Annotated in this window: 10 protein-coding genes; 3 read left to right on the forward strand and 7 right to left on the reverse strand. The window is 62.4% G+C overall.

Annotated features, from left to right (window positions below; all coding sequences use genetic code 11):
- Positions 1-385 precede the first annotated feature (385 nt).
- The 4 genes from betA to speB all read right to left on the reverse strand — a co-directional run bounded on the left by betA (position 386) and on the right by speB (position 6,374).
- Complete coding sequence (betA, locus tag HNQ83_RS17900) at positions 386-2,074, reverse strand: choline dehydrogenase (RefSeq protein ID WP_175390164.1); 1,689 nt, start codon at positions 2,072-2,074, stop codon at positions 386-388.
- A gap of 3 nt (positions 2,075-2,077) precedes the next feature.
- On the reverse strand, positions 2,078-3,646 hold the full coding sequence (locus tag HNQ83_RS17905) for a cytosine permease (RefSeq protein WP_175390165.1): 1,569 nt from the start codon (positions 3,644-3,646) through the stop codon (positions 2,078-2,080).
- Between the two features lie 210 nt (positions 3,647-3,856).
- The gene (locus HNQ83_RS17910) at positions 3,857-5,365 is read right to left on the reverse strand and encodes an aldehyde dehydrogenase (protein ID WP_175390166.1); all 1,509 of its coding nucleotides are present in this window, start codon (positions 5,363-5,365) and stop codon (positions 3,857-3,859) included.
- A 10-nt stretch (positions 5,366-5,375) separates the two neighbouring features.
- On the reverse strand, positions 5,376-6,374 hold the full coding sequence (gene speB / locus HNQ83_RS17915; protein ID WP_175390167.1) for an agmatinase: 999 nt from the start codon (positions 6,372-6,374) through the stop codon (positions 5,376-5,378).
- A gap of 151 nt (positions 6,375-6,525) precedes the next feature.
- Here speB and HNQ83_RS17920 point away from each other — a divergent pair, with 151 nt between their 5' ends.
- The 3 genes from HNQ83_RS17920 (at position 6,526) to HNQ83_RS17930 (ending at position 9,096) form a co-directional block, all read left to right on the forward strand.
- On the forward strand, positions 6,526-7,431 hold the full coding sequence (locus HNQ83_RS17920) for a LysR substrate-binding domain-containing protein (RefSeq protein ID WP_175390168.1): 906 nt from the start codon (positions 6,526-6,528) through the stop codon (positions 7,429-7,431).
- A 187-nt stretch (positions 7,432-7,618) separates the two neighbouring features.
- A complete protein-coding gene (locus HNQ83_RS17925; protein WP_175390169.1) occupies positions 7,619-8,386 on the forward strand; it encodes a M15 family metallopeptidase in 768 nt (255 codons plus the stop codon).
- Positions 8,383-9,096: a L,D-transpeptidase gene (locus HNQ83_RS17930; RefSeq protein WP_175390170.1), complete on the forward strand. Its 714-nt coding sequence runs from the start codon at positions 8,383-8,385 to the stop codon at positions 9,094-9,096. The genes HNQ83_RS17925 and HNQ83_RS17930 overlap by 4 nt, the downstream gene beginning before the upstream one ends.
- On the opposite strand, the gene HNQ83_RS17935 is transcribed toward HNQ83_RS17930, so the two are convergent.
- The 3 genes from HNQ83_RS17935 to HNQ83_RS17945 all read right to left on the reverse strand — a co-directional run bounded on the left by HNQ83_RS17935 (position 8,999) and on the right by HNQ83_RS17945 (position 13,791).
- Positions 8,999-10,204, reverse strand: coding sequence for a sterol desaturase family protein (locus tag HNQ83_RS17935; protein ID WP_175390171.1), 1,206 nt, complete (start codon positions 10,202-10,204; stop codon positions 8,999-9,001). The two genes, HNQ83_RS17930 and HNQ83_RS17935, sit on opposite strands and share 98 nt — an antisense overlap.
- A 188-nt stretch (positions 10,205-10,392) precedes the next feature.
- Positions 10,393-11,790, reverse strand: a complete 1,398-nt coding sequence (locus HNQ83_RS17940; protein ID WP_175390172.1) for a cytosine permease — start codon at positions 11,788-11,790, stop codon at positions 10,393-10,395.
- Between the two features lie 153 nt (positions 11,791-11,943).
- A complete protein-coding gene (locus HNQ83_RS17945) occupies positions 11,944-13,791 on the reverse strand; it encodes an amidohydrolase (protein WP_175390173.1) in 1,848 nt (615 codons plus the stop codon).
- Positions 13,792-13,907: the final 116 nt, after the last annotated feature.

A 13,907-nucleotide genomic window follows, 5' to 3' on the forward strand; every position in this document is an offset into this window, starting at 1 on the left:
CATGTAGGTGCAGCGAAGCAAACCGGAGGGCAGTGTCCCCGGATGAATGCCGGAGCGAAGGAACCCCGAGCCTTAGCGAGGGGCCGGACGCTCGGGGCGAGCCTTTTTTTGCTTACTTTTTTTTGGCGTTTGAAAAAAAAGTGAGTCGCCGTAAGGGCGAAACCATAAGCGGTCGTTACCGAAGTAACGGATATGTACCCGGTCAGCAAAAGATAGGTCGGCTGTAAGGCCGCCTTCGCTGCGATGCGGCGACCCGACAAGCCAGCTCCCACAGTTAATCTGGGTACATCCTCAAATCAGGTCGGCTGTCAGACCGCCTTCGCGAGCAAGTCGAAACGTCGCACCGCCGCTCCCACAGGGGATTGGGGATGCCCGCGAAATCCAGTCAAACCCGCACATTACGCCCCGGCAACGACGAGCGCTGGCTGTTCTCCCAGTTCTCCACCAGCCCCACCGGCACATCCGCCGCCGGCAGCATTTCCTTCCCGCGTACCAGATCCGAAGCCCGCTCCGCCAGCATGATGGTGGGCGCATTGAGGTTGCCGTTCGGCTCGGTCGGGAACACCGAAGAGTCGATCACCCGCAGCCCGGCAATGCCATGCACCCGCAGCTGGGAATCCACCACCGCCATGTCGTCCTCGCCCATGCGACACGAACCGCAAGGGTGGTAGGTGCTTTCGAGGTTTTCGCGGACGAAGGCGTCGATCTGTTCATCGGTTTGCACCAGTGGGCCGGGAGCGATTTCGCCGTCGCGGAAACGGTCCATGGCTTTCTGGCCGATGATCTCGCGGGTCAGGCGGATGCAGCGACGGAAGCCTTCGCGATCCTCCTCCCGTTGCAGGTAGTTGAAGCGGATTTCCGGGTGTTCGTAGGGGTCGGCGGAACGCACCCGTACATAGCCGCGACTTTTCGGCTTGTTCGGCCCGGTGAGCACCATGAAGCCGTGGCCCTTGATCGGTTTGTTGCCGTCGTAGCGCATGGCGGCGGGCAAGAAGTGGAACTGAATGTCAGGCCAGCGCAGACCCTTGTCGGAGCGAATGAAACCACCGGCCTCGAAGTGATTGGTGGCGCCCAGCCCATCCTTGAACAACAGCCAGCGCAGACCGATCAGCAACTTGCTCAGGGGGTCCATTTTACTGTTGAGCGTCACCGGCTCCTTGCAGCCGAACTGGATGTACACCTCGGCATGATCCTGCAGGTTCTCCCCTACCCCCGGCAGATCATGACGCACCTCGATCCCGGCTTTGCGCAGGACATCGGCCGGGCCGATGCCGGAGCGTTGCAGCAGGTGCGGCGAACCGATGGGGCCGGACGAAATCAGCACTTCGCGATTGCAATACACCTCATGGGTCTGGCCATCGTGGTCATAGCGGATGCCCACTGCGCGCTTGCCTTCGAGGATGATCTGCCGGGTCATGGCATGGGTGATCACGGTCAGGTTCGGGCGGCCCATGGCCGGACGCAGATAGGCATTGGCGGTGGAACAGCGCACGCCGTTTTTCACGGTCATGTGCATCGCCCCGAAGCCTTCCTGCATGAAACCGTTGCAGTCGTCGGTCTTGATGTAGCCCGCTTCGGCACCGGCTTCGACCCAGGCCCCGTACAGCGGGTTTTTCATGTGGTTGCCGTTGGTGGTATGCAGCGGCCCGGTTTGCCCGCGATAGCTGTCACCGCCGTCCTCGTAGCTCTCGGCACGCTTGAAGTACGGCAGGCAGTTCTTGTAGCCCCAGCCCTGGGCACCGAGGGTTTCCCACTCGTCGAAGTCGTAAGCGTGGCCCCGGATGTAGACCAGGCCATTGATCGACGACGAGCCCCCCAGCACCTTGCCCCGTGGGCAGTGGATGCGCCGGCCATTGAGGTAAGTCTCCGGCTCGGTTTCGTAGCGCCAGTTGTATTTCTTGGTGTTCATCGGGATCGAGAATGCACTGGGCATCTGGATCACCACACTGCGGTCGCTGCCGCCGAACTCCAGCACCAGTACCGAGGTCGCCGGGTCTTCGCTCAGGCGGTTGGCCAACACACAACCCGCAGAGCCGGCACCGATGATGATGTAGTCGTATTTTTGCTTGGCCATGATTTATCTCCGGGCTGCCGATTCGTTGAACACCGGCAGCGAGGGCTTGGTCAGCGAGTCGCCGGTGGTGTATTGCGGGCAGGTTTTTTCGATGTGCTGGATGACGGTTTCTTCGCGCTTGAGGTCGATCGAGCGGCTCAGCCAGTAGTACGCCAGGCCCGAGACGATCAACCCGACAAGCCAGGCGATGTCAATGCTGCCCAAGGCCTTGGCCAGCGGGCCGACGTACACCTCGCGCTGTTCGACGCCGTCGAAGATGTAGAAGAACGGAATCATCGAGATGAAGCCGATGGCATACGCGAGGATGCCGCGCAGGCCCCAGTTGCCGTAGATGTTGCCGTGGGGCATGAAGAAGTGCGGGATGGCGTAGCGGCCCTTGCGCACGAAGAAGTAGTCGGTGAGGTTGACCGAAGTCCAGGGCACCAGGAAGTACAGCATCACCACCAGATAGATCCCGAGCACCGACAGGCCCTTGCCCGAACTCTGGATGCTCAGGGCCACGCCCAGTTGCAGCAGGATCACGAAACCGATGGCCAGGATCCGTGCCTTGCGGGTCGGTTCGATGTGCTTGATCGAGTCGACGCAGGTCAGCGTGGTCAGCTTGGCGCTGTAGATGTTCATCGCGATCACCGGCAGGAACGCCAGGATGGTGATGACCACCACCGCCGTGCCCATCAGCGGCGACACGGTATTGCCAACCTGACCGAGGGCCACCAGCACGTCGGTGGAGTGCAGGTGATCGGCCAGCCAGCCACCCACGGAAATCATCCACGCCCCGGACAGCGACGCACCGAGGAACACCACCAGAATCAACTTGCCGCTGGAGGTGTTCTTCGGCAGGTAACGCGAGTAGTCGGACACATACGGCGCGTAGGCGATGTTGTAGCTCGCCGCCGCCGCGAACTGCGCAATGAAACCGGTCCAGTTGAAACCCAATGGCGCCGGGGCCACTTCGCCTTCGGCCAGTGCCGGCAGCACGGCATCCGGCACCCAGCCCATCAGCACGGCCAAGGTCACCAGGCCATACAGGGGCAACGACAAGTACAACGCCCATTTGAAGCTGCGGTGCATCCAGTCATGCCCGAGGATCGCCAGCACTGCCGCCGGAATGGTCACTGCCACCGCAATCGCCGTGGGGCTGAAACCGAACAGCGTGTGCAACCCTTGCATCATCAACACCAGGTTGACGATGTTGAAACCGGCGAACACGAACAGCGTCGCCAGCAGCACCAGAATCACCCCGCGATAACCGAACTGCGCCCGGGACTGGATCATCTGCGGCAGGCCCAGGTGCGGGCCTTGCGAACCATGGAAGGCCATGAACAGCGTGCCGAACATGATGCCCAGCGTGCCGGCCAGGGTGGTCCAGAGCGCGGTCAGCCCGACGCTGGGGCCGACGAAGCCGATGGTCATGGTGAAGAAGGTGAAGTTGCCGAGGAACCAGAACGGGCCCTGGCTCGACAGTTTGTCGGTGCGCTCGCTTTCCGGGATGAAATCAATCGAATGACCCTCGACCACGGATTTGTCGTCGAGGAGGGACACACTCGGAGCAGGCTTGGCGTCAATGTTCATGATGGTCTCTTATTGTTGGAAGATCATGACGAGATAACCGCATTCTTTCGGGTGAACGACGTCCCTGTTGGAAGCCCTGTGAAGATCCCTGTGGGAGCGAGCTTGCTCGCGATGGGGCCTTATCAGTCGCTGCATCAGCGCCTGTCCTTGCGCTATCGCGAGCAAGCTCGCTCCCACAGGGTTGGTGTTGTTCAAATAGTCAGCCGTGGATCAGGGCAGCGTGATCCACACCGCCTTGGTTTCGAGCAGGTAATCGAGCTGCTCCGCGCCCAGATCCTTGCCGAAACCCGATTGTTTGTAGCCACCGAACGGCATCGACGGGTCGAGGGTGCCGTGGGCGTTGACGTAGACCGAGCCCGCCTTCAACTGCGGAATCAGGCTGTGCACCTTGCCCAGATCGTTGGAGTACAGGGCCGCCGCCAAGCCGTAGGGCGAGTCATTGGCCAGGGCCAGCGCCTCTTCTTCATCGTCGAAGGGTGCGGTCACCAGCACGGGGCCGAAAATCTCCTCCTGGACGATGCGCATGTCGTTGCGGCAGTGGGCGAAGATGGTCGGTTCGACGAAGAAGCCCGGACCTTCCACAGGTTGGCCGCCGTAGACCAGTTCCGCGCCTTCGCGCTTGCCGGTCTCGATGTACTCGTTCACGCGCTGCTTCTGCTGGGCCGACACCAGCGGGCCGATGAAGCAATCCGGGTCCAGCCCCGGCGCCATCTTCAACGTCCGGGTGTAGGCGATCAGCTCACGCAGGAACTCGTCGTAGACGCTGCGGTGCACATAGGCCCGCGTACCGGCGTCGCACACCTGCCCCGAGTTGAAAAACACACCATTGGCGACCGCTTGCGCAGCGGCGGGAATGTCCGCGTCAGCCATGACGATTACCGGTGATTTTCCTCCGAGTTCGAGGGTTAGTCGCTTCATTTCGTCCAGCGCGGCGCGACCGACGGTGCGGCCGACCGGGGTCGAGCCGGTGAAGGTCAGTTTGTCGATGCCGGGGTGGGTGGCCATGGCCGCGCCGACCACGCTGCCGCGCCCGGTGACGATGTTGATCACGCCGTCCGGGATGCCCGCTTCCTGTACCAGTTCGGCAAAGCGCAGGGCCGAGAGCGAGGTCAGTTCGGCGGGTTTGACCACCACGGTGCAACCGGTGGCCAGCGCCGCGCCGAGCTTCCAGGCCATGGTTTGCAGCGGGAAGTTCCACGGCACGATGGCGCCGACCACACCCACCGCTTCCTTGCGGGTATAGGCCAGGTAATTGCCGGGCAGCGACGGCTCGACGGTTCGGCCGTGGAGCTTGGTCGCCCAACCGGCGAAGTAACGCAAGGTGTCGACCGTACCCTGGATATCGACGTCCTTGGCGAAGGCGACGGATTTGCCCATGTCGATCGATTCGATTTCCGCCAGTTCAAAGGCGTTTTGCTCGATCAGGTCGGCCAGGCGCTGGATCAGGCGTTCGCGTTCCGCCGGTTTGGCCTGGCGCCAGGCGCCGCCGTCGAACTGGGCACGGGCGGCTTGTACGGCGCGGTCCAGATCTTCCGTGGTGCCCATGGGAATGCGGGTGATCAGGCCTTCGGTCGAAGGTTCGATGACCTCGGAAACCCCACCGTCGCTGGCCTCGACCCAAGCCCCGCCGATGAACATTTTCTGCACCTTGCCGAGGAAGGTCTGGGTGGCTTCGCTGACGCCGAATTTCTGCAGGTAGCTTTTGACGATCGTGTCCATTTTCCTCTCCTCAGGCCGGGGTGGCTTCGTGGTTGGTCTGCCGCGCCTGGGCACGTTCGTGGAAGATGAAACCGATGCTGTTGAGCAGCAGCTGCGCGGCGAGGATCGAGGTCATGCCGGTCGGGTCGTACACCGGTGCAACCTCCACCAGATCCATGCCGACGATGTTGCCCCGGCTGCGCTTGGCCAGCGCCTGGATGATTTCCAGCACTTCGTAGTAGAGGAAACCGCCGTGGCTGGGGGTGCCGGTGCCAGGCGCGATGGACGGGTCGAAACCGTCGATGTCGATAGTGATGTAGTAGTTGATGTTCTGCGGGATCAGCGCCAGCACCCCGTCGACACCCAGGCGACGTACATCGCGCACCGAGAGGATTTTCGAGCCGGCCGCGTGGGCCGCTTCGTAGTCATCGCGGTTGGACGACGACACGTTGCGGATGCCCATCTGGGTCATGCCGACAATGTGGTTCATTTCCGAGGCGCGACGCAGCGGGTTGCCGTGGCCGTAGCGCACGCCGTGGCGCTCGTCGACGAAATCCAGGTGCGCATCGAAGTGGATGATGTGGATCGGGCCGCGACCTTCGAACGCCTTGATCACCGGGGCATGCACCGAGTGATCACCGCCGAGCACCACCGGCATCACGCCGGCATCGAGGATCTTGCGCACCGCGTATTCGGTGTTGTGGTTACTGGTGACCATGTCGGTGTGGACGATGTCAGCATCGCCGACGTCGACCATGCGCACGTCGGCGGCGGTCAGGTACATGACGTCATCTTCGTGGTCATAGGCGCCGGCATGGCCGAAGGAAAACAGCGTCGATGCCTCGCGAATGCCCCGTGGCCCGAAGCGTGCGCCGGAGCGCCATTGGGTGCCCATGTCGTTGGGCACGCCGAGCACCGCCACGTCGGCATCCAGGGCATCCCAGTCGGTGCACACCGGGGATTTGCCGAACGTGCAATGCCCCACGAAGGGCAGGTTCAGGCGACCGGACTCATAACCGTTGTTCGACATTTCAAGCCTCTCCACTTCTTGTTATCGGCCTGGCGGACTGCAAGGCGACCGCCGTTGGAATGACTATGGGCGCAGCTTTTCGTGGAAAAAATGCTAAACATCAGATACTCATATCGGCATTGCCGATGTATTCGCACGCCGGAGGTCCAGGGTGATTCAACTGCACGATGTCGACCTGAAGTTGCTGAGGGTGTTTGCCACGATTGTCCGTTGCGGCGGGTTTTCCGCGGCGCAGGCGGCGTTGAATGCCGGCCAGTCGACCATCAGCGAACAGATGACCCATCTGGAGACCCGGCTCGGGGTCAAGCTCTGCCAGCGCGGACGCAGTGGTTTTCGCCTGACCGAGCAAGGGGTGGCGATTCATGAAGCCACCCAGCGCCTGCTCTCGGCGGTGGAAAATTTCTGCATGGACGCCGACGTGCTCAAGCAGCACATCAGCGGCAAGCTCAACCTGGGGATCATCGACACCACCATCACCGATCCCGATTCGCCGATCCCGCGCACCACCCAGCGCTTCGTCTCGCGGGGGCACGACGTGCACCTGAGCGTGTACGTCGGCGAACCCGCCGAGCTGGAGGAACGGGTGCTCGACGGCCGCCTGCACCTGGCCATCGGGCACTTCCCGATCCATGTGCCGGGTCTGCAGCATTCGCCGCTGTATCAGGAAGCGCTGGGGTTGTATTGCGGGCGGCGCCATCCGTTGTTCGGCAGCCAGGCCGAAGGCGATGAACTGCTCGAAGCGATCAGCACCAGCCGCATCGTCGTGCGCGGCTACATGCAGCAATACGACCTGGAACACCTGGGCGTGAGCAAGGCGGCGGCGACCGTGGACAACATCGAGGCCCTGGCGATCCTGATCATCTCCGGCGCCTACCTGGGCTTCCTGCCCGCGCACTTCGCCGCCCAGTGGCTCAAGACCGGGGAGATGCATCGACTGGCGCCACAGAGCCTGCAACTGATGTCGCCGTTCGACGTCATCACCCGGCGCGGCACGGCACCGCCACCGATTCTTCAGGCGTTTCTCGAAGATCTGGCGGCCTGTTCGCGCCAGCGCTGACAACACCTCCCCCTGTGGGAGCGAGCCTGCTCGCGAAAGCGGTGGGTCAGCTCGCATCAATGTTGAATGTGCAATTGGCTTCGCGAGCAGGCTCGCTCCCACAGGTTTTGCACCAAGGACATGGAGGTGCAGCGGATTTCAAGCCATGATGGGCTGACTTGTCATGCCTATCCGGAGGTCCGGCACGATGCCCCATGCAGCGCGATCATTACTCCTGTTCCTGAGCCTGACCCAAGCGTTCATTGCCAGCGCCGAACCCAGGCCCGCGCACATGGTGTATTTGCGCACCCTCGATCCCTCCATCGAACAGGACATCCGTTACGCCAGTGCCCATAACTTCACCGGGCATCCACTCGACGGCTACGAAGCGCCGGAGTGCCTGTTGTCGCTGGACGCCGCCAAGGCCCTCGCCCGGGTGCAATCGGCATTGCGGGCGCAAGGCTACGGCTTGAAAGTGTTCGACTGCTATCGCCCCAGCCGGGCGGTCGCGGACATGGGCCGTTTTGCAACCGAACCCGGCGATCCCCGCAAGGCCGAGTTCTATCCCCGGGTGGACAAGCAGGACTTCTGGCGCCTGGGTTATGTGGCGCGGGTGTCCAACCACTCCAGGGGCGGCACGGTCGACCTGACCCTCACCGGTCCCGACGCCCTGCCCGCTGATCGCTGGACGCCCTCGGCTACACCCGTCGACTGCACCGCCGATTATGGCCAGCGCTGGCACGACGGCGCCGTCGACATGGGCACCGGTTTCGATTGCTTCGATGAACGGGCTCATACCGACTCCACATTGATCAACGCCACTGCCATGGACAATCGCCAGCGGCTCACCCGCGCCATGGCGCAAGAAGGCTTCACCGGTTACTCCGCCGAGTGGTGGCATTTCACCTATACGCAGGATCCTGGCTTGAAGACCGTCATGGATTTTCCCATTACCCCGATTGAATCCACGCCATGAACAGGCTGATCGCGTGCCTCCTGTGGCTGCTCTCCTTCGCAACCATGGCCCAAGGCCTCGACGACAGTCGGCAACTGATTGTCGTCACCAGCCAGGATTGGGATGACACCCAGGGCACCGCCCAGCGCTATGAACGGCACGGCAACCGGTTTGAAAAATTCGAAGCGGCTTTTCCCGTGGTACTGGGCAAACACGGAATGGGCTGGGGCAAGGGGCTCAACGGCATCGAAGGCCTTCAAGGACCGCTCAAACAGGAAGGCGATGGCAAGGCCCCGGCCGGGATCTTCAAACTGGGCACGGCGTTCGGCTATGCAACCACCGCCGAGACCCGACTGCCCTACCTTGCGCTGACACCCGACATCGAGTGCGTGGACGACAGCCCGTCGAAACGCTACAACCAACTGGTCGACGGCTCGACGGTCAGCAAGGACTGGAACAGCGCCGAACGCATGCGGCGCAACGATGATTTGTATCGCCAGGGTATTTTCATCGAGCACAACACCCCGGCCTCCCCTGCTGCCGGCTCCTGCATTTTCTTCCACATCTGGCGCAGCCCCACGACGCCCACCCGGGGCTGCACCGCGATGGCCCCGGCGGATATCGCTCGTTTGCTCAGTTGGCTGGACCCGCGCCAGTCCCCGCTGCTGGTGCAATTGCCCCGGGCGCAATACGCGCAGCTGCGCGAACGCTGGCACCTTCCCGCGCGTTGATCGAGCCCCAAACCTGTGGGAGCGAGCCTGCTCGCGAAGGCGGAGTGTCAGTCAAATTAATGCTGAATGTGCCGACGTCTTCGCGAGCAGGCTCACTCCTACAGAGATGACGGCGCCTGGTTTTGCGCAGCTTGCGCGCAGTGTCCACAAACGGCGTCACGATCAGGCTGTAAAGCGTCAGGTAGCGCCCGTGATCGGCCTCGCCCGTGCCGAAGCGAATGGCCTCGGGCTGCGACTGCGTCACGTACAGCGTGCCGAACATCCAGTCCCAGAGGGACAGGTTGACCCCGAAATTCTTGTTGATGTGCCGGGGCGCGTCGCTGTGGTGAACCTGGTGTTGGGCCGGGCTGTTGAGCACATGCTCGACCACCGGCCCGAAGGACAGCCAGACATGGCTGTGCCGCAGGTTGGCCGCCAGTGCGTTGAGGATGAACACCATGTAGGTCACGCCGAACAGCGTGTACCGGTCGATCTCACCGCCGCAGGCGTACCAGAAGATCCCGGCAAAGGCGCTGACGAACACGATATCGATCAACCGCTCGATCATTTTCTCGATGAAATGCACCCGGCTGGCGGTGGCCGGCACCAGCACCGACGCCGAATGATGGACTTTGTGAAACGCCCACAGGTAGCGCGAATGGTAGGCGCGATGGGCCCAGTAATGCAGGAAGTCCTGCAACACGAACACCCCCAGCCCGTAGAGCAAGGACAGCGCGAGGTGTTGTTCTACCTGCACCCGCGCGCCCCACAGGTGGGTGAAGAAGCGCACGTAGTCGCCGGAGCGCAACACGTACGGGTCCACCAGGCCGACGATGGGCACCACCAGCATGACTTTCAGGATGGCGCGCACGAAGTAGTAACGGTAATCAAGCAAGGCCGAGGGATGGAAATGCACACGGTGGCCGCCGATGAATTGCCAGAACGTGGGTGCAGCGGTCAGCCCACGGGATTTGCGCCAGCGAAACAGGCCGTAGGCAACGGCATAAGAGGTGAAGAGAAAGGCCACGCAGAGGCGGCCGTTAAGGTCGAACAGGCCGAGAAACTGGTCGCTGACCGGCGCGATTACCCACCTGAACAGGTATTGGTAGAGAACTGCTAGAACATCCATGAACGGCTGGCCCGGAAGGTAAAGCGTTGTGGGTAGGTTAAGAACGACGCGGATATTAATGAACCGTCCCTTTCCAGCCAACACCCTTCCACTGTTGGCGGGCGCACACCCGCCAGATAACCTGTGCGCCCGCCTTGCCGGTGATTGCCGTATCACCGAGTGTAGTCGCTATTGCGGATGTTTCTTGTTCACGCCTTGCTTCGCCCTTCAACGGGCACGGCAACCGCCGATGACCGGGCCAGCAGGTAATACAGAATGCCCGGCACCATGAGCCCCACGATCCAGGAAATATCCACGCCGCCAAGCTGCGCAACCATCGGTCCGGAATAGAAATGGGTGTCGACGAACGGCAGCTGAACCAGCACGCCGATGACATACACGCTGATCCCCAGCAGGTTCCAGCGGCCATAGCGCCCCGCCGGATCGGACAAGGCCGGGATGTCGTAACGCTCCTTGCTGATGAAGTAGTAATCCACCAGGTTGATCGCGCTCCAGGGGGTGAAGAACGTCAGCAGGAACAGGATGAAATACTTGAACGAGTTGAGGAACGAATACTGCCCCAACAGCGCGAGCGTGGTGGACGCCGCGACAATCAACAGCACGAACACCATGCGCTGCCTGGCGCTGAACGTCAGGCGGCTGCGGAAACCGGTGATGATGGTGGCCACGCACATGAAGCTGCCGTAGGCGTTGAGGGTCGACACCGTGACCTTGCCGAACACCACGCTCAAATACAGCAAGGACGCCATCAACCCGGTGCTGCCCAGGCCGACGATGGTCGCCACTTCGTGACCGCGGAAGTTCGCCCCCGCCAAGGCCGCGGCAAACACCCCCAGCACCATCGACGCCTGGGCGCCCAGCACCGTACCCAGGCCGACGGCGGTGAAGGTTTTCCAGGACGCGGTCTTGCTCGGCAGATAGCGCGAGTAGTCGGCCACATACGGGCCGAACGCGATCTGCCAGGACGCCGACAACGACACCGCCAGCAGGAAGGTGCTCCAGGCGAAATGGCGGTTTTGCAGCAACAGGCCGATATCGTTGAGGGTCATCAACCGGGTAAACAGATAGACGAACGCGATGACGCCCAGCACGCTGGCCACGCGCCCGACCAGGTGGATCACCCGATAACCGAACATCGTCAGCAGCGCGATGCAGGCAGCGAAAATCAGGATGCCGGCGCTGTCGCTGACGTTGATCAACTGGGCAATCGCCTGCCCCGACAACACCGCGCCGGTGGCGCTGAAGCCGAGGTACATCAGGCACACCAGCACAATCGGGATTGCCGCACCGTACACCCCGAACTGCACACGACTGGAGATCATCTGCGGCAATCCGAGCTTCGGCCCTTGCGCCGCATGCAGCGCCACCACGGCACCGCCCAGCAGTTGGCCGATCAGCAAGCCGATCAGCGACCAGAACACATCACCGCCCAACACCACGGCCAGCGCCCCGGTGACGATCGCGGTGATCTGCAAATTGGCCCCGAGCCACAGGGTGAACTGGCTGTAGAGACTGCCGTGGCGCTCGGCCTCGGGGATGTAATCGATCGAACGGGTTTCGATCAGGGGACTTTGTTGCTGGGTCATTATTCTCGTTCTCTTCCAATTTAGTAGCCATCGCACGATCCATTGTGGGAGCGAGCCTGCTCGCGAAGGCGGTGGGTCAGCTTGCATCAATGTTGAATGTGCAATTGCCTTCGCGAGCAGGCTCGCTCCCACAGGGATTGCGTGTACCCAGGTTTATTTTTGTTGTTCGATCACAGCCACCTGCCCCACAAACGGCGCCTTGGCCCACACCACCTTGCCGCCCACCATCGTCATCAGCACCTGATTGCGCCCCAGTTCCTCCTCGGGCACTTGCATGAAGTTTTTATCCAGCACGATCAGGTCGGCGAACTTGCCCACTTCCACCGAACCGACCACCGTCTCCAGCTTCAACTGCTCGGCCGCATTCAAGGTGATGGTGCGCAACACCTCGGCACGGGACAGCGCCGGATCGGCGTTGAGCCTGCCTGCGTACTTGGGGCCATAGCTGTGTGGGTTCTGCGGATCGCCGGAGCGGGTGACGCCGACTTTCAGCGCGAGGAACTCGTCGAGCGGATCCACCGGCCAGTCGCTGCCATAGGCCACCCGGCCACCGGCGCGGGCGATGCTGCCGGACGGCTCCATGCGTGCGAACCGCTCGGCACCGAGGTGATCGCTGGTGCCGTCGACCGTGGACGGCGCTTGCTGCGCCCACTGGAAGGACATGTTGGCGGTCACGTCGAGCGCCTTGAAGCGTCCATAGTCAGCGGGGTCCACCGATTCGGCATGGGTGATGGTCGGGCGGAAGGCGTTGCCGGGCAATTGCCGGCGCACGTATTCGATGCCGTTGAGCGAGTCCCGCACCGCGCGGTCGCCGGTGGCGTGCAGGTGCGGGTCGAGGCCGGCCTGAACGGCCTTGAGCAGCAATGGATTCAGCACCTGTGGCGGGAAATACAGCTCGCCACGGTTTTTCCCCGGTGCCCATTTCGGTGATTTTTCGGTGCCGGTATTGCCCAGATACGGCGTCAACATGGCCCCGGTATCGGCCGGTGCGTTGATGATGCCGTCCATGAACAATTTGACGTGGCGCATGCTCACGCCCGGCGCCACTTGGGTTTCACCCTGGTCGTAAGTGACGGCCATGGCCTTGGCCTCGGCAATGGTCTTGTCCGGGTCGGCGGTCGCGGCGGCCGGGTCGAGCTTGATCGCCAGCAAGGCGCGGGCGGTCAGCTCACCGGACTGTTGAAGCGCAGTGAAGGCCTTGCCATTCTCCGGCCCCGACAAGGCATCGAAGAAGCTGGTAATGCCCTGCTGGCGCATGGCGTCGAGGGCGGCACGGCTCTGAACCAGTTTCTCGGCATCCGTGGCCGGCGGCACCACGGCGGCCATGGCATCGGCCGCGCCGTCCTCGCAAATCCCGGTCGGGTTGCCGGCACTGTCACGCACGTATTTGCCGTCACCGGGGTTGACCGTGTGCTTGTCGATGCCGGCCACCGCCAGTCCACGGGAGTTGACCAGCACCGTATGGAAATCGGAAGAACGTACCTGGATCGGACGCTTGGTGTTCAGCGCGTCGAGGGTCGCCTTGTCAGGGTCGCCGTCGAGACCGTTCATGCCCATGCGATCCCAACTGCCGACTTCCAGCCAGACGTCCGGGCCCTTGTCCTTGTCGGCATCCAGACAAGCCTGGATGGTTTCCTGGAACACTTTGCGGGTCATGGTCTGGTATTTCAGATCGCACAGGGTCATGGCCCGACCGCCATCGCCGGGATGCATGTGCGCGTCGATGAAGCCCGGCATCAGCATGCGCCCGGCCAGATCGATGACCTGCGTCTGTGTGCCGACGTACGAAGCAACCCCCTCATCGCTGCCGACATAAACGATCTTGCCCCCCGTGACCGCCACCGCCTGCTGCACCGAATCCTTGCCGTCGACGGTGTACACATAACCGTTGCGCATGACCCAGTCGGCGCTGGTCGGCCCCCGGCTCTGGCACCCCACCAGCGCCACGCAGGAAACAGCTGTTGCGCCGGCCACGGCGATAAACAACCTGGACAATTTCAATGGCCTCACCCCTTTTTATTGTTTTGCAAGGACTCGACCGGACGGCCGTGCATGTCCTTGATATGCAGGGCATACCCTATAGGGCGCGGTGAGCGGATGGACCTCTGCAAATGAGG

It is taken from the genome of Pseudomonas sp. C2B4 (genome assembly GCF_013359695.1).
Taxonomy (GTDB): Bacteria; Pseudomonadota; Gammaproteobacteria; order Pseudomonadales; family Pseudomonadaceae; genus Aquipseudomonas.